The sequence below is a fragment of the Thalassospira sp. genome (assembly GCF_048059015.1).
Taxonomy (GTDB): Bacteria; Pseudomonadota; Alphaproteobacteria; order Rhodospirillales; family Thalassospiraceae; genus Thalassospira.
Genome location: NZ_JBLLNT010000004.1, coordinates 321,186 through 341,773 on the forward strand (window position 1 = coordinate 321,186; position 20,588 = coordinate 341,773).

Genomic DNA, 20,588 nt, shown 5'->3' on the forward strand with positions numbered 1-20,588 from the left:
GCGCGTGTCATGAGGAGATCGAAAAATGTCCCTGATTGATCACGCGTTAAACAGGTCGCGTACCGTCATTCTGGTTCTGATCCTGCTGCTGCTGTCGGGTTGGGTTGGCTATAACACCATCCCGAAAGAAGCTGATCCGGACGTCCAGATCCCGGTTTTGTATGTCACCATGCATCACGATGGCGTTTCGCCAGAAGATGCCGAACGTCTTTTGCTGCGCCCGATGGAACAGGAATTGCGCTCCATCGAAGGTGTGAAGGAAATGCGTTCGCAGTCCTATCAGGACGGCGCATCGGTAACGCTTGAATTTTACTCCGATGTTGATATCGACGAAGCCCTTGCCGACGTGCGCGAGCGCGTTGATATCGCCAAATCCGAATTGCCTGACGACACCGACGACCCCGAAGTTCACGAGGTCAACCTGTCGCTGTTCCCGGTTCTGGTTGTGACCCTTTCGGGGGATGTGCCTGAACGTGCGCTTCTGCGTGTGGCGCGTGATCTGAAGACTTAATCGAAGGTCTTCCGGCCGTTCTTGAAGCCAAGCTTGCCGGTGATCGCGAAGAACTGGTCGAATTCATCATCGACCCGATGAAGATCGAAGCATATCGCCTCAATGGCATCGATATTGTCACCCTTGTGCGGAACTCCAACGCACTGGTGGCAGCAGGTGCAGTTGATACGGGCACCGGCCGTTTTAACATCAAGGTGCCGGGTCTGTTTGAAAGTGTGAATGACATTCTTGATATGCCGCTGATCGTAGACGGGGATTCCGTCATTCGGTTCCGCGATATCGGTGATGTGCGCCGTACCTTCAAGGATGCCGAAAGCTTTGCCCGCCTTAATGGTGAACCGGCGATTGCGATTGAAGTCTCCAAGCGCGTTGGCGAAAACATCATTGAAGTCATTGATGCGATCAAGGCCGTTACCGCCGAAGCACAGCAGGCATTCCCGCCGAACCTGACGGTCAGCTATTCGCAGGATAAGTCCTCTGACATCCGCACCATGCTGACCGACCTTCAGAACAGCGTGATCCTTGCGATCCTGCTTGTGATGGTGGTTGTCATCTGGTCGTTGGGCTGGCGGTCGGGCCTTTTGGTGGGCCTTGCCATTCCGGGCTCGTTCCTGACAGCGATCCTGATCCTTTGGGGATTGGGCATGACGGTCAATATCGTCGTTCTGTTCAGCTTGATCCTGGCCGTGGGCATGCTGGTCGATGGCGCGATTGTTGTCACCGAATATGCCGACCGTAAGATGATTGATGGCCTGCATCGTCGCGAAGCCTATCCGCTGGCGGCAAAACGCATGGCGCTTCCGATCATTGCATCGACCGCAACAACCCTTGCAGCCTTCCTGCCACTTGCCTTCTGGCCAGACATCGTCGGCGAATTCATGAAATTCCTGCCGATTACGGTTCTGTTCACCCTGACCGCATCTCTTGCGATGGCACTGATCTTTGTGCCAACCGTAGGCGCGTGGTTTGGCAAACCGGGCAGTGAAAGCAATGAAAGCCTGGAAGCGATTGCTGCCGACCATGCCGAAGACATCCACAAGGTCAAAGGCGGAACGGGTCTTTATGTCCGTATCCTAAGCGGTTCGCTTCGTTTCTATTGGCTGATTGTTCCGGCCGCCTTTGTCATCCTGATTTCGGTCTGGATGGCATTTGGCAAGCTTGGCAAGGGTGTCGAGTTCTTCCCCGCTGTCGAGCCGGAAGTCGCCGTGGTTCAGGTCCGCGCACGTGGCAACCTGTCCTATTACGAACAGGATACCCTTCTTAAAGAAGTCGAAGACCGCATTCTGGCCCTTGATGCCCATCACGCAGGCGAGCATTGGTTTGACACCGTCTATGCCCGCTCTGGTGCCGATGCCGGTGGCAACGAAGCTGCCGAGGATGTGATTGGTATCGTTCAGCTTGAATATGCCGACTGGCAGAACCGCCCGAAGGCAAGCGAGATCGAAAAGCTTATTCTTGCTGATACCGCCGATCTTGCCGGTATTCAGGTTGAAGTCCGCGCCGAAGAAGCAGGCCCGCCGCAGGGCAAGGACATCCAGATCCAGCTGCGTTCCTTCTATCCGGATCTTCTTGATGACACGGCGACCATGCTGGTCAATGGTCTTCAGGACATGGGCGGGATGTATAACTTCGAAGACGGCAAGTCGCCCCCGGGCATTGACTGGGAATACACGGTTGACCGTGCCCAGGCCCTGAAATTTGGTGCCGACATCAACCAGATTGGCAATATCATCAAGCTGGTGACCAACGGGATCAATTTCACGACCTATCGTCCCGACAACTCAACCGAGGAAATCGATATTGTCGGGCGTTATCCGTCCAAATATCGCTCGCTTGATGAGTTGGAAAACCTGCAGATCGTGACCGATAAGGGTCTGGTGCCGATGTCGAACTTCATCATCCGCACCCCCAAACCCAAAACCGGCACGCTGACCCGTGTTGACAGCCGCCGTGCCCTGACCGTCAAAGCCGACGTGCAGGAAGGCGTTCTGGTTGATACCAAGCTTGGCGAGGTCAAAGCATGGATGCAAACCCTTGAAATCGATCCGCGCGTTTCGGTCGAGTTCAAAGGTCAGGATGAAGAACAAAAGAAATCGGCCGAGTTCCTGATGAACGCCTTTACGGTCGCCCTTTTCATCATGTTCATCATTCTGGTGACGCAGTTCAACAGCATCTCAAGCTCGCTCCTGATCATGATCGCGATCATCATGTCGACGGCTGGTGTGTTCCTTGGTCTTATGATCACCGGACAGGCCTTCTCGATTGTCATGAACGGGATTGGTGTTGTGGCGCTGGCCGGTATCGTTGTGAACAACAATATCGTTCTGATCGATACGTTTGACCGGCTTAAGCACACCGCTGGCAGCATCGAAGCCGCCATCCTGCAAACCGGTGCGCAGCGTCTGCGTCCGGTGATGTTGACGACGATCACGACCATCCTTGGTCTGGTGCCGATGGTCATGCAGATCAATATCGACTTCTCGTCGCGTGACGTCACGGTTGGTGCGCCATCCACCCAGTGGTGGGTGCAGCTTTCAACCTCGATCGCGTTTGGTTTGGCCTTTGCAACTGCGCTGACCCTGATCTTTACCCCGTGCGCATTGATGATGCGTCACAAGATGGGCAGTGGTTACAGAAACCGTCTGAAGCCTTGGATCGGCAAAATCACCGGCACCTGGTTTGGCCGGTCTGATAAGGCGCAGGAAACAAACTAAGACAGAATAGCCGCGCGACCTTATCCCCCGACCCCGCCGCGCGGTTATACCGGCCCCCTTTTGAAAAAAAGGGGGCCGGTGAACTTTTGGGACACTGCTTTTCAGACCAAATCGGGGATGGGTTTAGTTTGACGGCAAAATGCCGCTTGATGCCCAGATCCGGTCATAGGCACCTTCCTGCTTGATGGCTTCAAGGGCCGCACGCATCGCATCAATCACCACATCATTCGTGGCAAGGCTTGCGGCCAGATAAAGCTCGCTCGAGAGTTCCGGAATGCTGGCAACCACATGAAGCCGCGTGCTGTCTTCTTCCAGTTCGGCCACCCGATATGGCAGCGATAGCGCGTCACCCGCAACCAACATCGCCCGCCCGGCAAACAGCATTCGGATGGTTGCCTCGGCCGACGGGGCCATCATGACCTCAAACCCGGCATCCTCAAGGTATTGCGCCTTCACATCACGCATTTGACCAGCAACCTGAAAACCAACAAGTGCGTGCCAGTCGTCAACTACGGGCACGGCATAGTCGTTTAGGGAAAACAGCCGCACGTGATAGGGCGCGACCGTTCCGATCCACTTAAACAATGCTTCACGATCTGGTCTGCGCGCGATGCTGAAAATCAGGGTATCGGGGTTTTGCAATGCGGTTTCATAGGCACGCGCCCATGGCTCAACGCGAATTTTGCAGCGGATCTGACTTTCCATACAGACGCGACTGATCACATCAACGGCGGGGCCGCGCGCGATGCCGGTCTGCTCATCATAGATCACATAGGGCGGAAAGGGTGTTGTCATGACGGTGACATCCTGGGCCATGACAGTACCGGGAAGTAATCCGGCAAGACCGATGGCTGCACCGAATGCAAACCGCCTCAAAACCACTTTAAATTGATAATGTCGCAATACAGCATTCCGCAAATATTCCCACGTATTTTACGTGTAGATTATATTGGTCAAATCAAGGATGCGACGCCAGTAAAATACATACTTTCCTAAGGAATTTTCTTATATCCTGATGATCAAAAATAAGAAGAACTTCGAACCGGGAATAGGGAATTGGTATGGCATGGCGTTTACGCGGGCCTGCGAGATCATGCATCGTCGCAGCACTGTTTGCCCTGACTTCTTTTGCGGCCACTGGCGCGAAAGCTCAAACAGCTGACGATAAAGCATCCCTGACCTGGGCTGTGCCCCCCTTTGCCCCGGCCTTTATCACTGATCGCGAAGAACTGACCGGATATGCTGCTGCGACGCAAAACTGGTTCGCATCGCGCCTTCCGCAGTATCATCACAGTGTCTTGCAAGTTCCCCTTGCCCGATTGCTGGCCGAGATGAAGAACGGCGAAGGTGATCTTCGCTGCTCCGCGACCCTGATCCCGACCGATGAACGCCGTGCCTTTATCAGCTTTGCCAAGACGATTTTATTGCATCTGCCGATCTCGGTCGTGGTGCGTGCTGATGACGAGCACAAGTTTGACCGGTTTATGAATGATCAGGGCCATATCGAGCTTAACCGTCTGTTGGCCGATCCCGCCTTTTCATCGGCCATTCGCATTGGTCGGGCCTATGGCACCCATGTTGACAAACATCTTGATGGCTTCCGCGACAGCACACAGGTGATGCTGGTTGCTGATGACACCAAGTTCCTGCGCATGCTGAACCTTAAGCGCATCGACTGGACGCTTTATTTCCCGTCCGAGGCAGAATTTTATCGCCGCCGTCAAACGCCGGAACTGGCGATTAAGGCGCTGCCGATTTCAGGCAACACAACCTTGCTTGAAGCCACCATCGGCTGTGCTGACACCCCGGCCGGCCGCACGGCCATTGCCGAGATCAACCAGATCATTGATCAAAATCCGTCCATGCCCTGGACCGATTTCTATGCCCAGTGGCTCAATCCCAATGACCGGGAATGGTTCAAGGCCGCGCGCGATCAATATATCAATTCGGATCACATCGAAGCACGGCTTGAATACAGCCCGGCTGCGATCAGCGCGTCGAACAAACAATAATTATTTGCATTCGTGCCATCCAATACCCTTATAAGTAATTAATAATACTTTTGGTTGGAACGGAGATTGCGGGAATGCGTCCGAGGGGATTGCGTCATCTGCGTGCTTTGCTTCTTGGGGTTCGGCTTACGCTATTGGGACTGGCATGTGTGGCCATGAGTGGCACGCTTGCCCAAGCGCAAGGGACTGGAAAGCCCGAAATCACCTGGGCCTTAACGCCGCTGCCGCCTGCCATGCTGGAACGCGATGGCAAGATTGTCGGCTATGGGGTGGATATCCTTGACTGGTTTGCCATCCGCCTGCCTGACTATGCCCATGACAAGGAAATCGTACCGCTGCCGCGCCTGATCAAAACCATCATGGGGCCGGGGACCTTTTGCAATATCGGCATGAACCCGACGCCAGAACGCAAAGAGTTCCTTTATTTCACCGATGCCGTATTACCCCACCTGCCGGTCAGCCTGATTGTTGATGCAAGCCGTGATGATCAATTGGCCCCCTATATGACCAATCAAGGCGAAATTGACCTTGAACGCATGATCATTGACGGCAAGCTGAATGGTGCGTTGCGATCACAGCGCTCCTATGGCGGCCCGATTGATGCGATCCTGCTTCGCCATACCGAAAATCCGCGTATTACCCATGTGGGCAATGATGCCAATTTCCTGCAACTGATCGCGCTTGAACGGATGGACTGGACGCTTTATCTGCCAGCCGAGGCGGAGTTTTACCGTCGCGCCAAATTGCCTGACACCGCGTTTTCAAGCTGGCACATTGCCGGGAACGATCAATTGATGCCGGCTTCTATTGCTTGTAGCAAAACAGCGTCTGGTGCCAAGATCGTCGATGCGATCAATGCCCTTGTGCAGGCCCATCCCGACATGCCGTGGACGAAGTATTATTCCTCCTCACTGTCACAGTCTGATCAGCGTCGCTACGCGCAGGCGCTAAAAGATCTCAAGATCGGTTTTGGCCAAACCGTTGATCAATAACAAAACCTGCCAAAACTCTTGGCAGCCATGCAATCGCGCATCTTGCAACACCGGGTTTGAGCGGGTAAACCGCGCCACGGTTGAATCATCCCCCACCTTGCCCAACGCCTATGCGTAGCAAAAACCGATGGTTTGGTTCCGCCAAGTTGTAGAACGCGAAAGACATCATGAAACTGCCCGGACTAACCGACATCATCACCCTGCCGCACATCTGCATGCGTCGTCTGACCACGCCGTTGGTGTATGCGATCATTGCCCTTGGCGTCGTGCAGGCATCTGCAATGGCCAACACGGTCACGCAGGCACATGATCATGCACCGTTAGAAGGCAATCATCTGCCATTGATTGATGACAACATCGTTTGGGCGATCGATGTTCTGGCACCGGCCTTTTACATGCAAGACGACAAGCTGGTTGGCTTTGGCGCGGATGCCGTTGACTGGCTGATCGAACGGATTTCCCATCATTCGATCAAGGTCCTGACATTGCCGCGCGGCCGGGCTTATGAGGTTATGCATCACGCCAATGTGGCCAACGATCACACGGTTTGCATTCCCGGCGCGCTTGAAACTCCGCAACGCGCACGCGACTTCATCATGAGCAACCCGGTATTCCCGCAACTGCCCATTTCCCTGATCGTCAGAGCAGATCAGGCCGATGATTTTGCCCCGTTCATGACCAAAAACGGCGAAGTGGATCTACCCCGCCTGTTGCCCGACAACCGGTACTACGCAGCAATTGAAACCGGCCGGTCTTATGGCCCGATGGTTGATGACATCCTGCGCGAACACGGCTTTGGCAGCCACATCCAACGCACCCGTCAGATGGGCGAATTTACCGGCATGCTGGAATTAGGTCGGATCGACTGGTTCCTTGCCTATCCGATTGAGGCAGAGCATGAACGCAATGTTGCCAAGCTCAAGACCGAAATCAAATCCCTGCCGATCGCCGGGATGCCCGATATGCTTGAAGCCAAGGTCGCGTGCAGCAAGACCGAAACCGGACAGCATGTGATTGAGCACACCAACGCCATCGTCGCCCAGCATCCAGACATGCCCTGGACGCAAAGCTATGTCGATTTGCTCTCGGATGCTGATGCCGCGCGCTACCGTGCGCTGATTGATCACCGGCTGCGTTCACAATAATCGCGATTGGCTGATTTTTTTGCCCCGGCCCGGCGGGGCAGACGTTTTGCGATTAAGACATATCGATCAATGGCTTTGATCTGATCAGATGCCCGTATGTGCATCTGTGCTTTGATGCCGTACGCGTTAATACCAATTGATCAAATCTACCCTTACGTGACATTCACTTAGACTTTAGTCGTAGCTTTCCCACACACGACAACGGATAAAGTTTATGCCAAGCTTACAAAGAACCGCCACCGGTCCTTTTAGCGCTGAGACTATCCAATCACCCCCGCATGACGCCCCGCGTTCCCCCCGCTTTTGCGCGTTCAAACAATGGTCCCCCACCCTTGGCCTGAAGCGCATTGCCGTCCTTGCCGCGATCCTTCTTTTTGGCGCTGTAGCCCCCGTTACGGATGCCAAAGCCCATCTTAAATTTCAGCCTTACGAACCAACATCAGAAGGCAAAGAAGCCGTCACCTGGATCATCGATCTGATTGCCCCGGCCTTCTATATGAAGGATGGCGAGATTGCCGGTTATGGCGCAGCGGCCATTGACTGGTTCATCAGACGGATCGCCCATCACAAGGTCAATATCGTCGCCCTGCCGCGCGGTCGCGCATTTGAAGAAATGCGGGCAACAAACTTCTCCACCGGACGTACAGTCTGTATTGCTGGCACTTTGAAAACACCGGACCGGGCAAAGTCGTTCTTCTTTAGCAAGACGGTCATTTCGCAGTTTCCGATATCGATCATCACCCGCGCTGATCGCAAGGCCGATTTTGCACCGTTTCTAAATGATGACGGCGCGGTCGACCTTAAGGCACTGATCGCCCATGCCGGGCTCTTTTCGCTTCTGGAAAGTGACCGGTCATATGGCCCACGGGTCGATGCGGTTCTGAGTGATCCGAAAGCCGAAGATAAGCTTCAGCAAACAAGGCTTTCGGTAAACATGATCAAGATGCTCGAACTGCAGCGTCTCGACTGGTTTCTGGCCTACCCGATCGAGGCCGAGTTTCATCGCATGACGACGGCTCCGGCACTTCAGATCGCGTCCTTTCCAATCGCAGGGGCAGAGCACATGCTTGATGTCAAACTGGCATGTAGCGCGACGCGCCTTGGTCGACACATCATCAACCATGTCGATAACCTGATGATGATCTATCCTGATATGCCCTGGGCCGCGGGATATGTGCATCTTCTTTCAGCCGAAGACAAGGCACGCTATCACCAGCTGACACATAATCAGCGACAACGTTGACCCCAAAGGCCACGTTCCAACGCCAAAAGAAAAAGCCGGCATCTCTGCCGGCTTTTTCTATGATTTCGTCCGATCAGATCAATTCTGGTGAACGCGGTTCAGGCCCTCTTCGGGGTCATCATCGGGTTCGCCGTCATCGTCTTCTTCGTCAGCCTTGTCTTCTTCCTGCTGGTTCTCGATGCCCATGCGACGATAAGAACGATAAGACAGCGGGAAGGTGATGAAATAGATCGCAGCGATTGCCGAGAGCGTCAGCCACGGCGAGGACACCAGAAACGCCACCGACGCCCCGAATGCCAGCATCAGCGGCAGGACCCACGCACGCGGGACCTTGACCTTCTTGAAGCTATAGGTCGGCAGGCGCGAAACCATCAGACCGGCAATAATCACGCCATAGGGGGCGACGATATAGGGGCTGTCAAAGATGCCTTCGCCAAACTGGAAGGTCAGAACAATCGGCCACATCGCAAGGGCTGCGGCGGCCGGTGCCGGAACCCCGGTAAAGAAGCGATAAGCCCAAGTCGGCAGTTCCGGTTCACCCAGCATCTGGGTGTTAAAGCGTGCCAGACGCAGCATCATGCAAACCGCAAACAGCAGCGACAAGGCCCAGCCAATGCCACCAAATTCATGGAGCGACCAGAAATACAGCATCATCGCCGGTGCAACGCCAAAGCAAACGAAGTCCGACAGACTGTCAAGTTCGCCGCCAAAGCGGCTGGATGCGTTCAGCATACGGGCCAGACGGCCATCAAGACCGTCAATGATCCCGGCAATCAGAATGGCGGCAACGGCGGCTTCCCAGCGATCCTGCATTGCAAAGCGGATCGAGGTCAGACCGGCACACATGCCCATTATCGTTGCGACATTAGGCACCAGCCGCGTGAGCGACATCGCCTTGAAGCGACGCGGACGACGAATGGGATCGATGCCGCCACTCATTATCGGATCTCCCCGACGGCGGCTTCCTTGCCCTTGACCGACACATCGGCAAGAACAGTTTCACCGGCAATCGTGGTCTGACCGACAATAACGTTCGGCGATACGCCTTCTGGCAGATACACATCAACGCGCGAACCAAAGCGGATCAGGCCGAAACGCTCGCCAGCTTTAAGCTGGGAACCGGTACCGACATCACACAGAATACGACGTGCAACCAGACCTGCGATCTGGACAACACCAAATTCCCGGCCTTCCTTGTCGCGGACAAGAAGGATCTGACGTTCGTTGTTTTCCGATGCCTTATCGAGCTCGGCATTGACGAACTTGCCCGGAACATAGGCTTCGCCAACGATCTCGCCATTGACCGGGCAACGGTTCACATGGACGTTGAAAACGTTCATGAAGATCGAAACGCGGGTGCGCGGGGTCTTGTCGTCAAGTTCCAGTTCCTTGGGCAGCGGCGCCTGCGAAATCATGCATACGCGGCCATCTGCCGGCGAAATCACCAGATTTTCATCAGTCGGCGTAATACGATCCGGGTCGCGGAAGAAATACGCGCACCAAAGTGTCAGGATCACACCGATCCAGCCCAGCGGTTCCGCAATCAGGAACAAGCCCACAGTGATCGCAGCGAAGATCGCAACGAATTTCCAGCCTTCAGGATTGATCGGCACAAGAACGGATTTCAAAGTCTTTATTCCCTGGTTGCCATGGATTGGGCATATCAAATTGGTACGATTGGTACCCTGCGGGCGCGTTCTTAGCATCTAGTGATGGCATAGGGCAACGCAACCCGTACAAAACTGTTTCGCCCCAAATTAGGGTCAGGTCCTACTAATTTGGTTTGAATGGTCGATCAGATTTGTGCGGATACGCGAAGCGAAGCCGCAGGAAGAAATATATCTTTCAAGGTTTCGCGACAAAGTAGACCGTGCAAATCTGGTCGATCCGAACGACAGAGTTTATATTTGCAACCTCCTGCGTCAAATACCTTGCGCGGGATAAAACCCCGCTCTGCGGCATTTTCCTAGGATTTCACAAATCTAAACTCTGCCATTCAAATCAAATTAGTAGGTCCTGACCCTAAAAGGGGCAAAACACAATTACCATGTGTTTTGCCCCTCGCAAAGAAAAGCGGTGCTTACTGAGCTTTTTCTTCACCCGGCAGGGCAAAGATCTGGCCCGGATAAATCAGGTCAGGATCGCGGATCTGGCCCTGGTTACGGTTGTAAATCACCCAGTATTTCAGGCCATCGCCGTAGGTCCGGCGCGCAATCCGCCACAGGCTGTTGCCCGGCTGAACCACATAACGCGAACCCGGCTCAAGAATTTCTTCAGGCCGAGCACGTTCGAACGGAATTTCAACACGCGCGGTGACCTTGCCAGCGTCATTCAGCTGATCGGCACGCATGGTGTAATTGCCCGGTTCAATCGGCTCGCCAATGGTCAGCGCCCAATTACCGTTTTCATCCGCCGGGGCGGAGCCAACCGGCTTGTTATCAAGATAGATGCGAACAGTATGTTCCATATCGGCTTTGCCCGACATGGCAACGCGGCCCTGTTCGTCATAATCGACAATATCAATCGACAGACGCGGCATCGGCGGAACCAGCTTGCCGGTTTCAGATGCGGTTGCCTCAGCCGTTTCAGCAACTTCCGGTGCCGGACCCTGCATCACAACAGCAGCACCGTCGCCTTCGGCCGGGACCTTAAGGGCAATGATAGGCTGTTTTTCTTCTTTGGGTTCTTCGGCCGGTGCGACGTCTGCAACAACCGGTGCATCAGATGCGCCCTCAGCCGGTGCCGGGGTTGCTTTGGGTGTCGCGACTTCTGCCGGTTTTTCTTCCGGGATCAGAACCACGACCTTGTCATCGGCTTTGCTGACGGTGCCTTCGGCGTCTTCGGCCTCAAGCGACAATTCACGATCACCACTTGCCAGCGGTTTGGTTGGCAGGACAACCCATTCGCCGCGCTCGTCAGCAGTGGCTTCGCCAATGACCTCTTCGCCTTCGCGAATGCGGACCTTGCTGTTGGGTTCGGCACGACCGGCGATGACTGCATTGCCGTCCGGGCCGATGCGCACGACATCAAAGCTTGGATTGGTGATTTCCGGTGCAGCAGTTTCCGGTTCCGGTGTGCTTTCAACCGGGGCCGTTTGCGTGGTAACCGCAGGCGCCTGTGTTGCTGCCGGCGCGGTTTCTTCATCCGCACTCTTGGTCAGCATGTAGTTAAGCGCGATTGCCGCAATGATCAGTACAACGCCGACAATGACGAGGATATAGGGTCGCTTCACCGGAAATATCCTTGAACCAGGTTTATGTTTTTTACCGTCGCGATCAAAGCCTTGGGAATGCTTGCTATTTTCCCCTCAAACACCGCGTTTGAACGCGTTAATTAGAAACTTGTACTACTTTCAGCTTACAGTTTCCATAACGTAACGAACAAACGATATCGCGCAACCGTTAGGTAAAGATGAATAGAATCAGTCTGTTTGCCGAAATACCAGCCCGGCGCGATCCATCGCGCCACGCCGAAACCGCGTTTCTGTTCGTTTAAGACAGTCCGCTTGCTGCCTGTGCTGCCACATAGGCAACCAAAGCCGCCATGACAAGCGGCAGGGCCAGCACACCAGCCCGGATCACCATGGCAAGCACGGCAGCCTGTGCCGGATTGGCATCGGGCAGATGACCTGCGATTGAACCGGCCGCCCGGCTTGCCGATACCACCAGCAACAAAACCGCAAACGCCACACAAGATGCCGGGATCACAATCATCGCACTGGCCGCACTGGCCATCAACGCACTGACCACGCCCAGCCACACCGCCGCACGATATTGCGGTGCTGCCTTTTCCGAGACAACGGCAACGATCAATGCAATCCAAAGAGCTGCCTGAAACACGACGTGATCGGTCAGGTTAAACTGATGGGCAATGATCCCCTGCCCCAGTGCCAGCGTCATCAGAACCGCGACCGGACCGGGCTTTGCCAAATCTTCCGACGTGATCGCGGCATCAGATGCGGCCTTGGCCGACTTGGCTTTCGCTGCCTTGGTCTTTTTGCCTTTGGCTGGTTTGTCGTTGGCATCGTCATCTTCGGAAAAATCGGGGCGCGTCACCCACAGGAACGCCCCGCCAATCATCAGGAACGCTAACCAGGACAAAGCCTTGATCGCGCCTGGATGATAAGAAAGCCCGCTTACGGGTGCTGCCAGCACAAGCCATGCGCCGAGCAATAGCAAAACAGCCGCGACCGCCAATGTGATGCGTTCAGACAGTTTGGCGAAATCCATGATCGCACCACAAATCCCGCCCAGAACCAGCATCAGCAATGCCGCCCCAACGCCACCGCGTGCGGTTTCGGGCAGACCGATTGCCGCCGGAACAGCCACCGCCACAGCCGGGATGATCGCCCCCAGAACAAGGCGACGTGCAACCGCACGATCAAGCCCCAGCCAAAGAGCCAGCATCAAGACGGCAGCAATAATACCCGATACCAAAAGGGCGAGAACGAGGGGACTGTCGACAAACACGTTGGGCGATCCTGCCTTCTTTTTGTTTCATTAAAGGGTGCAGATGGGCACACCTGCTGAACTACCCTTCCCACAATCAGGTTCATAACTTGTTAACCCTCCGGCGATTGGCACAGCTTTTCGCCACGGGTCATCGGACTATTTTGATGCGGGATGACTGCATTGGCCTTTTTGCAGGGAAAAGCAACGAAAATGCGGCAGGCCGATATTATTAAAATTTAAGATGCTGCCATGCGGAAAATGCTGCCCCAAGAAGGGTTTGATCGGCTATGGTCTGAACAGTACGGGCGCGTGTGTGCCAAATTCACGCCCCGCTACCTGCGAAACAAGAACGAAAAGGCAGGTCGCCATGACAAAAGTAAAATCAATCTGTGTCTTCTGCGGTGCGTCTGACGGCAAAGATCCCCGTCACATGGAAAACGCCATTGCGTTTGGCAAAATGATGGCCGAACGCGACATCACGCTGGTTTATGGCGGAGGCCGCATTGGCCTTATGGGCGCGGTCGCCGATGGCGTCATGCAAAATGGCGGAACTGTTGTTGGCATCATTCCGGCCCATCTTGATGATATCGAAGTCGGCCATACCGGCCTTTCCGAACTGATCGTGTGCAAATCCATGCATGAACGCAAAGTAGAGATGTTCAAACGTTCTGACGCGTTTGTCACCCTTGCCGGTGGTCTTGGCAGCCTTGATGAGGCGTTCGAAGCCATGACGCTCCGCCAGCTTGGCATTCATGACAAGCCGATGGTGTTCCTCAATGCGCTGGGATACTGGGACAAGTGCCTTGCCATGATCGACGGGATCATCGCCGATGGGTTTGCCCGCGAAAGCCACAAGGACCTGTTCACCGTTGCTGATACGCTTGAAGAAGTGTTCGAACAACTGGCCGCCGAACCGGCCCCGAAATTCGACCCGCGTGAGAAACTTCTTTAAGCCCGCGTCACAGACAAATATCTGATTTGTCTCGATAAACATCAAATTCATCCCTGCTTGGCAGGGGCTTTATGCAAACGCCGTCCGATCACAGTCGGGCGGCGTTTTTGTTACAAAGCACACCTGTTCAGATCATGTTCGAACGCGTTTTCACATGATCACCTGCCCCAAGGCCAAGGATTTCTGCGCCTTTTGCTAACCGTTTGAATATTCATATGAATGTCATGCTTCTGAAATCTTAGTGACAACGAAGGTGCGTATGATCGTTTTATGTTCAAAGCAACAAATTGAACGATCAAATGAATATTTCAACACGACAACGCGACATCATCGACATCCTGCGCCGCGACAGCTTTGTCTCGATCGAGAAGCTGGCCGAGCATTTTGATGTTACCCCACAAACCGTTCGCCGTGACGTCAATATGCTGAGCGACGCCAATCTGGTGCGCCGTCGCCATGGTGGTGTTGAATATGCCGGTGAACCGGGCATGAACCTGTCATATGACAGTCGGCAGGTCACCAATATCGCCGCCAAGCACGCGATTTCCATTCATGTCGCCAATTTGATCCCCGACGGGGCATCGGTCCTGATCGGGATCGGCAGCACCTTGGAACTGGTCGCCCTTAATCTGGTTGAGCATCGCCATCTGACGGTGATTACCAACAACATGAACGCGGCCATGGCACTGGGCAATAATCCGGGCAACCGGATCGTCATTCCCGGTGGCACCTTGCGCCTGCCAGATCGCGACGTCATCAGCCCCGAAGCCGAGGCGATGTTTAACAATTACAAGGTCGATTACGGCCTGTTTGGTGTTGGCGGGATTGAGCCCGATGGCACGCTGACCGATTTCGATCATCGCGAAGTGTCCCTGCGTCAGGCGATTGCCAAGAATTGCCGCAACTCGATCCTTCTGGCCGATCAATCAAAGTTCGGACGCCCGGCCCCGGCCAAGGGCGGACATATCACCGATCCCGACCTTGTCGTGGTCGATGCGATCCCCAATGGGCCGTTCAACAGCCTGTTTGACCGTCAGGACGTCCGCGCGCGCCTTCAAATTGCAAAAAGCGAAATCTTTAAATGACTGCCCAGACACCCTTCATCCAGATCAAATCCGTGTCGCGCGTTTTTAATGGCGGTAACGGAGTTCGTGATCTTTCGATTGATATCCCGCGCGGCAGTTTTGTCGTTTTGCTGGGCCCGTCGGGCTGCGGCAAATCAACGACGCTGCGCCTGATTGCCGGTCTTGAAACCGCTGATCAGGGATCAATTGCAATTGATGGCAAGGATGTCACCAATACCCCGCCCTCCAAGCGCGGCCTTTCGATGGTGTTTCAATCCTATGCCTTGTTCCCCCATCTGAGCATTGCGGAAAACATCATCTTTGGCTTGAAGGTTCGCAAAACCCAAAAGGCCGAAATCGCATCGCGGCTGACCGAGGCATTAAGCGTCACCGGCCTTGAAGGATATGAAGATCGCAAACCGGCCGAGCTATCGGGTGGGCAGCGCCAGCGTGTCGCACTTGCGCGCGCGATTGTGGCTGGTCATCCGCTCTGTCTGATGGACGAGCCGTTATCAAACCTTGATGCCAAATTGCGCCATTCGGTCCGCAAGGATATCCGCGATCTGCAGCAGCGTCTTGGCATTACGGTGGTCTATGTCACCCATGATCAGACCGAAGCCATGAGCATGGCCGATATCGTCATCCTGATGAAGGATGGCCGGATCGAACAGTTTGGCAATCCGGCGGACCTTTATCTGACCCCGGCCACATCCTTTGCCGCAAGCTTTGTCGGAAGCCCGCCCATGGCGCTTCTGCCTGCAAGCGCCCTGCCCAAAAGCGTCATTCCAGCTGGCGTTGATCCGGCCACGCTGACCTTTGGCATCCGCCCGGAAGACCTGATTTTGTCGACCAGCCCCAAAACCGAAGCATGGGGCATCCCGGCCAAAGTCACGGGCAGCGAGTTTCTGGGTGCTGAAACATTTGTCTTTGTCGCGATCCCGGGCACAGAGGGCGCAACCGCCCGTCTGCCCGGTCGCGTTCACATTTCGCCGGGGACGGAAGTCTCGCTGAGTTGGGCTGGCGCTGCGGCCCACTGGTTTGATGGCGAAGACGGTCATCGTCTTGCACCGACGACGGCTGCACATCCAGCGCAAGAACCACACGCCACCATCGTAACCGACACTGCAATTCCGAGTTTGTAACAGGGAAAACAAATCATGCGGAACATCGTAACCAGTGCTGCATTTGCAGCCGGACTGATGGCAACGGCAGCCACCCCTGCCTTTGCTGCGACCGAACTGACTATGTATTATCCTGTCGCCGTTGGCGGCCCGCTGACCGAAGTTATTGATGGCATGATCGAAGGGTTTGAGTTCGAAAACCCGGATGTCAAAGTCAACGCCATCTATGCTGGCAACTATGACGACACCCGTCTTCGCGCTGTATCGGCGATCAAAAGCGGCGATCCGGCACAGCTTTCGGTGATGTTTTCAATCGACGTCTATGACCTGATCGAACAGGACCTGATTGTTCCGTTTGATGATGTTGTCAAAACCGCCGAAGACAAAGAATGGCTGAAGTCCTTCTACCCGGCGCTGATGGCCAATGGCGATGTGGATGGCAAAACCTGGGGCATCCCGTTCCAGCGTTCCACCATTGTCATGTACTACAACAAGGACATGTTCCGCGCCGCTGGCCTTGATCCGGAAATGCCGCCGAAAACCTGGGAAGAACTGGCTTCCACCGGCAAGGCGCTTTCCAAAGACGGCAAATGGGGCCTGATGGTTCCCTCGACCGGTTATCCGTACTGGATGTTCCAGTGCTTTGCCATCCAGAACGGCAAGGAACTGATGAGCGGCGATGGCACCCAGACCTATTTCGATGATCCGGCGGTTGTCGAGGCACTTGAATTCTGGCGCAACCTTGCCGCCAAAGAGAAGATCATGCCGGAAGGCACGATTGAATGGGGAACCCTGCGTCAGGCCTTTGTTCAGGGTCAGACAGCCATGATGTGGCATTCGACCGGCAACCTTTCCGCAGTCAAGCGCGAAGCTCAGTTTGACTTTGGCGTTGCGATGCTGCCGAAACACAAAAAGCCGGGTTCTCCCACGGGTGGTGGCAACTTCTATCTGTTCAAGGATTCAACCGATGATCAGAAAGAAGCATCGCTAGCACTTATCAAATACATGACCGCACCGGAACGCGCCGCGGAATGGTCAATCGCAACCGGTTATGTTGGCGTCACACCGGATGCCTATGAAACCGATGCGCTTAAATCCTACGCGGCTGTTTTCCCGCCGGCACTTGTAGCCCGTGATCAGCTTGAAGTTTCGGTTGCCGAATTTTCCACCTATGACACCGCGCGCGTTCGCGAAGGCCTGAACAATGCCATCCAGGCGGCCCTGACCGGTGAGAAGTCACCGAAACAGGCGCTTGAAGATGCGCAGGCCGAAGCCAACCGTCTTCTGCGTGCATTCCACTAAGGAATGCCGATCTGCACGTCGAAGCGGGCCCCAATGCCCGCTTCGACATCCCTTTTTTTCCGATCTGATTTGTTTCTGACTTTTTTAATTCATCTGCTGTGACGGACGTGCCGACCATGAATGAAATGGCCCAACTTCAAAAAAAACGGCTTGCGCTTTATGGCTGGATGCTTTGCGCACCGGCATTGGCGTTGATGAGCCTGTTTGCCTTTTACCCGGCCATTGCAACCCTGTGGCACAGCCTGTTTACCCGTGGCACCACACGCCGCCCGTCGGTTTTTGCCGGGTTGGAAAACTATGGCGATCTGTTTGCCGATCCGACGTTTTGGACGGTTGCCACAAACAATCTGATTTATGCCGGTATCACCATCCCGGTTTCGATCATCTTTGCCCTGGCCATGGCGCTTTGGGCCAATGCCAAAATCCCGGCCAGATCATTTGTGCGCAGTGCCTATTTCACGCCGACCATCTTGCCAATGATTGCTGCTGCGAACCTTTGGCTGTTTTTCTATACGCCTGATCTGGGCGTGATTGATCAGATCACCGGGTTCTTTGGTGCGTCCCCGACGAATTGGCTGGGACAGCCGCAAACCGCGCTGGCATCCGTCATCATCGTGACGATTTGGAAAGAAGCCGGGTTTTTCATGATCTTTTATCTCGCCGCCCTTCAGACCATCCCGCCGGACCTGCGCGAAGCCGCCCGGATTGAGGGTGCGGGACGCTGGACTTATACGCGCCGTGTGTTGCTGCCGCTTTTGATGCCGACCACGATCTTTGTCTTCGTTAATGCCATGATCAATTCGGTCAAATTGATCGATCATTTGTTCATCCTGACCAAGGGCGGACCAAACAATGCCTCCAAACTGATCCTCTATTGGATCTGGGAGATGGCCTTTGCCTATTTCGACAGCCCGCATGCAGCGGCCATGACGATCCTTATCCTGCTGACCCTTGGCCTTGTTGCTGTGCTTCAGTTCCGACTGGTTGAAAAACGGACCCATTACCGATGAATACGATCACCCCCGCCCTTTCAACCAAACGCACGCTTCCGGATTTGGGAGCGGTGCTTGATACCATCGGTGCATGGGTGCTTGCGATTGTCTGGATATCGCCGCTTTTGTTTGCCGCCTGGGCCGCATTGCAGCCATCGGGTACGGCCCTTGGACTTAATTTCTCAAACCCGCTGACGTTTGAAAACTTCACCTATGTCTGGGGCGCGGTGCCGTGGGGTGGGTATTTTGCCAATACCGTGGTGCTTGTGACGCTTATTCTGGCAGGCCAATTGATCCTGTGTACCTTGGCCGGATTTGCCTTTGCCCGGTTTGAATTCAAGGGTCGCGATACTGTCTTTATCCTGGTCCTATTGCAGCTTTTTATTTTGCCCGAAGTCCTGATTGTCGAAAACTACGCCATCGTTTCCAAGCTTGGCTTGTTTGACACGGCACTTGGCATTGGCCTGCCCTATATGGCCAGTGCCTTTGGCATTTTCCTGCTGCGTCAGGCGTTCAAGTCTGTACCGATTGAGCTTGAAGAAGCCGCCCGGATTGAGGGATGTGGCTGGATGGGGGTTTTGTGGAAGGTCTATGTGCCTGCTGCCAAGCCGGTCTATCTTGCCTATGCGCTGGTCTCGATCGCCACGCACTGGAACAACTTCCTGTGGCCGTTGATTGTCACCAATTCACCGGAAACCCGACCACTGACAGTGGGACTATCCCTGTTTGGCGCACCCGAAACCGGGGTGGATATTTCGGTCATCAGTGCAGCCACCATCATGACCATCGCCCCGCTTCTGGTGGCATTCCTGATTTTCCAGCGCCAATTCATTCAGGCCTTCTTGCGTGCAGGCATTCGTTAGCACGCCGGGCCGCATCAGAACAAAATCTGGCGTCACTTCAATTTGCCATATGATCCCGCCGCGACATCACCTTGCGGCGGGCTTTTGTTTTCATGAATTAATTTCAGTTATTTAGCTTAAAATACCTGTCGCCCTTTGCCCGTATTTGGTGCAACATGATTACAAATCATAACTTTTAGAAATTCTTCATATGAATGTTCTGATCCTGCTTTTTGTCACCACCCTGATGTGGTCATTGATGCTGGTCTGCAATCGCATTGCTTTGACCAGCTTTGACATTGATGCCTATGCCATGACTTGTTGGCAGTTGGTGTTTGGCGGGATAGCACTTGTTTTGATTGCGCCGGGGCGGCGCATTCCGTGGCGGCAATTCACGCTTCCGATCAATTGGGCTTATGGGTTCTTGCGCGTCTTGACCGGGGTGACCTGGACATCGTCGCTTTTATATATCAGCACCCCTGAAAGCGGCATTCTGTCGCAAACCGGCATGCCATTGGCCGCCCTTGCCGCGACTTTCATTCTGGGGCGCACACCGGGTCGTTCGGAATGGCTGGGTCATGCGGCCTTGTTGGCAGGTGCGGGCTGGGTTGCCATGCATCTGCCCGGTGGCTTTACCAACCCAGCGGTTCTTTTGATGTTGGCATCAGAATTCACCGCCATTGCCTCGTCGGTTTTGGCCGAACTTCATCCTGATAACCAGATCAAGGATGCCTGGGCGCATTTGCGTTTCACGGGTGTGTTGTTATTGATCACCGCATCGATCTTCCTGATCGCGGCCCCGGTGATCGACTTCATAAGCCCGGTTCCGATCCCGTTCATTTCAATCGATGGTTTGTTTGGTACCGAAACACTTTTGGCCGGACTATTGATCGGCGTTCTATTTCGTGGACCAGCGATGGTGCTGTCGCTCAGATCGATTAAAACTGCAGGGATTGAGAAATATATTCTTTCGACCAGCATCCTGCCCTTCATCCTTCTGGCGATCGAGATGCTGGCAGCAAAGTTCGACCTCACCCCGCCACCGTCACATGACAGTGTGTTCTGGATCTCTTCCCTTCTGGTGATGATCGGGATTATCCAGATAACAGTCTCAAAGCATCGCCACGCGGCCAAGACCAAGCTGCTTGCAGCGAATGCGGCGAACGCAGTCAATACAAAGACCCAAAACGCGACCTGACCAAGATATCGGCACAACGATTTCCCTGCAGGATGCCTCTCTTCGCTTC

At 54.5% G+C, this 20,588-nt stretch carries 18 protein-coding genes; 13 read left to right on the forward strand and 5 right to left on the reverse strand.

The window, feature by feature from the left end; translation table 11 throughout:
* The first annotated feature begins 25 nt into the window (after nt 1-25).
* Both ACMZ66_RS08025 and ACMZ66_RS08030 read left to right on the forward strand, forming a co-directional pair.
* The gene (locus tag ACMZ66_RS08025; protein ID WP_416936156.1) at nt 26-511 is read left to right on the forward strand and encodes an efflux RND transporter permease subunit; all 486 of its coding nucleotides are present in this window, start codon (nt 26-28) and stop codon (nt 509-511) included.
* Between the two features lie 65 nt (nt 512-576).
* The gene (locus tag ACMZ66_RS08030) at nt 577-3,225 is read left to right on the forward strand and encodes an efflux RND transporter permease subunit (protein WP_416936218.1); all 2,649 of its coding nucleotides are present in this window, start codon (nt 577-579) and stop codon (nt 3,223-3,225) included.
* 123 nt (nt 3,226-3,348) lie between these two features.
* Here the strand turns inward: ACMZ66_RS08030 and ACMZ66_RS08035 are convergent, their stop codons facing one another.
* The gene (locus ACMZ66_RS08035) at nt 3,349-4,020 is read right to left on the reverse strand and encodes a substrate-binding periplasmic protein (RefSeq protein WP_416936158.1); all 672 of its coding nucleotides are present in this window, start codon (nt 4,018-4,020) and stop codon (nt 3,349-3,351) included.
* Nucleotides 4,021-4,286: 266 nt separating this feature from the next.
* Here ACMZ66_RS08035 and ACMZ66_RS08040 point away from each other — a divergent pair, with 266 nt between their 5' ends.
* The 4 genes from ACMZ66_RS08040 to ACMZ66_RS08055 all read left to right on the forward strand — a co-directional run bounded on the left by ACMZ66_RS08040 (nt 4,287) and on the right by ACMZ66_RS08055 (nt 8,617).
* Nucleotides 4,287-5,237 (forward strand): TIGR02285 family protein, encoded by a 951-nt coding sequence (locus tag ACMZ66_RS08040; protein WP_416936160.1) that lies wholly within the window; start codon nt 4,287-4,289, stop codon nt 5,235-5,237.
* 74 nt (nt 5,238-5,311) lie between these two features.
* Nucleotides 5,312-6,229, forward strand: coding sequence for a hypothetical protein (locus ACMZ66_RS08045; protein ID WP_416936162.1), 918 nt, complete (start codon nt 5,312-5,314; stop codon nt 6,227-6,229).
* A gap of 167 nt (nt 6,230-6,396) precedes the next feature.
* Complete coding sequence (locus ACMZ66_RS08050; RefSeq protein ID WP_416936164.1) at nt 6,397-7,374, forward strand: hypothetical protein; 978 nt, start codon at nt 6,397-6,399, stop codon at nt 7,372-7,374.
* A gap of 214 nt (nt 7,375-7,588) precedes the next feature.
* Entirely contained in the window at nt 7,589-8,617 is a 1,029-nt protein-coding gene (locus ACMZ66_RS08055; protein WP_416936166.1) for a hypothetical protein, read from the forward strand.
* 78 nt (nt 8,618-8,695) lie between these two features.
* Here ACMZ66_RS08055 and pssA read toward each other — a convergent pair whose 3' ends face one another.
* The 4 genes from pssA to ACMZ66_RS08075 form a co-directional block, all read right to left on the reverse strand.
* Nucleotides 8,696-9,556: a CDP-diacylglycerol--serine O-phosphatidyltransferase gene (gene pssA, locus ACMZ66_RS08060; RefSeq protein ID WP_416936168.1), complete on the reverse strand. Its 861-nt coding sequence runs from the start codon at nt 9,554-9,556 to the stop codon at nt 8,696-8,698.
* Entirely contained in the window at nt 9,556-10,323 is a 768-nt protein-coding gene (locus ACMZ66_RS08065) for a phosphatidylserine decarboxylase (RefSeq protein ID WP_416936170.1), read from the reverse strand. The genes pssA and ACMZ66_RS08065 overlap by 1 nt, the downstream gene beginning before the upstream one ends.
* A 374-nt stretch (nt 10,324-10,697) precedes the next feature.
* Entirely contained in the window at nt 10,698-11,849 is a 1,152-nt protein-coding gene (locus ACMZ66_RS08070) for an Ig-like domain-containing protein (RefSeq protein ID WP_416936172.1), read from the reverse strand.
* Nucleotides 11,850-12,108: 259 nt separating this feature from the next.
* Nucleotides 12,109-13,086, reverse strand: coding sequence for a hypothetical protein (locus ACMZ66_RS08075; protein ID WP_416936174.1), 978 nt, complete (start codon nt 13,084-13,086; stop codon nt 12,109-12,111).
* Nucleotides 13,087-13,435: 349 nt separating this feature from the next.
* Between ACMZ66_RS08075 and ACMZ66_RS08080 the strand changes: the two genes are divergently transcribed.
* From ACMZ66_RS08080 to ACMZ66_RS08110, 7 genes are all read left to right on the forward strand, one after another.
* Nucleotides 13,436-14,020 carry a TIGR00730 family Rossman fold protein gene (locus tag ACMZ66_RS08080; protein ID WP_416936176.1) on the forward strand — a complete coding sequence of 195 codons (585 nt, stop codon included), beginning with the start codon at nt 13,436-13,438 and terminating at the stop codon, nt 14,018-14,020.
* Nucleotides 14,021-14,319: 299 nt separating this feature from the next.
* Nucleotides 14,320-15,105 (forward strand): DeoR/GlpR family DNA-binding transcription regulator, encoded by a 786-nt coding sequence (locus tag ACMZ66_RS08085; RefSeq protein ID WP_416936178.1) that lies wholly within the window; start codon nt 14,320-14,322, stop codon nt 15,103-15,105.
* Nucleotides 15,102-16,226, forward strand: a complete 1,125-nt coding sequence (locus ACMZ66_RS08090; RefSeq protein ID WP_416936180.1) for an ABC transporter ATP-binding protein — start codon at nt 15,102-15,104, stop codon at nt 16,224-16,226. The genes ACMZ66_RS08085 and ACMZ66_RS08090 overlap by 4 nt, the downstream gene beginning before the upstream one ends.
* A gap of 15 nt (nt 16,227-16,241) precedes the next feature.
* Nucleotides 16,242-17,507 (forward strand): ABC transporter substrate-binding protein, encoded by a 1,266-nt coding sequence (locus tag ACMZ66_RS08095; RefSeq protein WP_416936182.1) that lies wholly within the window; start codon nt 16,242-16,244, stop codon nt 17,505-17,507.
* A gap of 125 nt (nt 17,508-17,632) precedes the next feature.
* Entirely contained in the window at nt 17,633-18,517 is an 885-nt protein-coding gene (locus tag ACMZ66_RS08100) for a carbohydrate ABC transporter permease (RefSeq protein WP_416936184.1), read from the forward strand.
* On the forward strand, nt 18,514-19,362 hold the full coding sequence (locus ACMZ66_RS08105; RefSeq protein ID WP_416936186.1) for a carbohydrate ABC transporter permease: 849 nt from the start codon (nt 18,514-18,516) through the stop codon (nt 19,360-19,362). The genes ACMZ66_RS08100 and ACMZ66_RS08105 overlap by 4 nt, the downstream gene beginning before the upstream one ends.
* 190 nt (nt 19,363-19,552) lie before the next feature.
* A complete protein-coding gene (locus ACMZ66_RS08110) occupies nt 19,553-20,539 on the forward strand; it encodes an EamA family transporter (RefSeq protein WP_416936188.1) in 987 nt (328 codons plus the stop codon).
* Nucleotides 20,540-20,588: the final 49 nt, after the last annotated feature.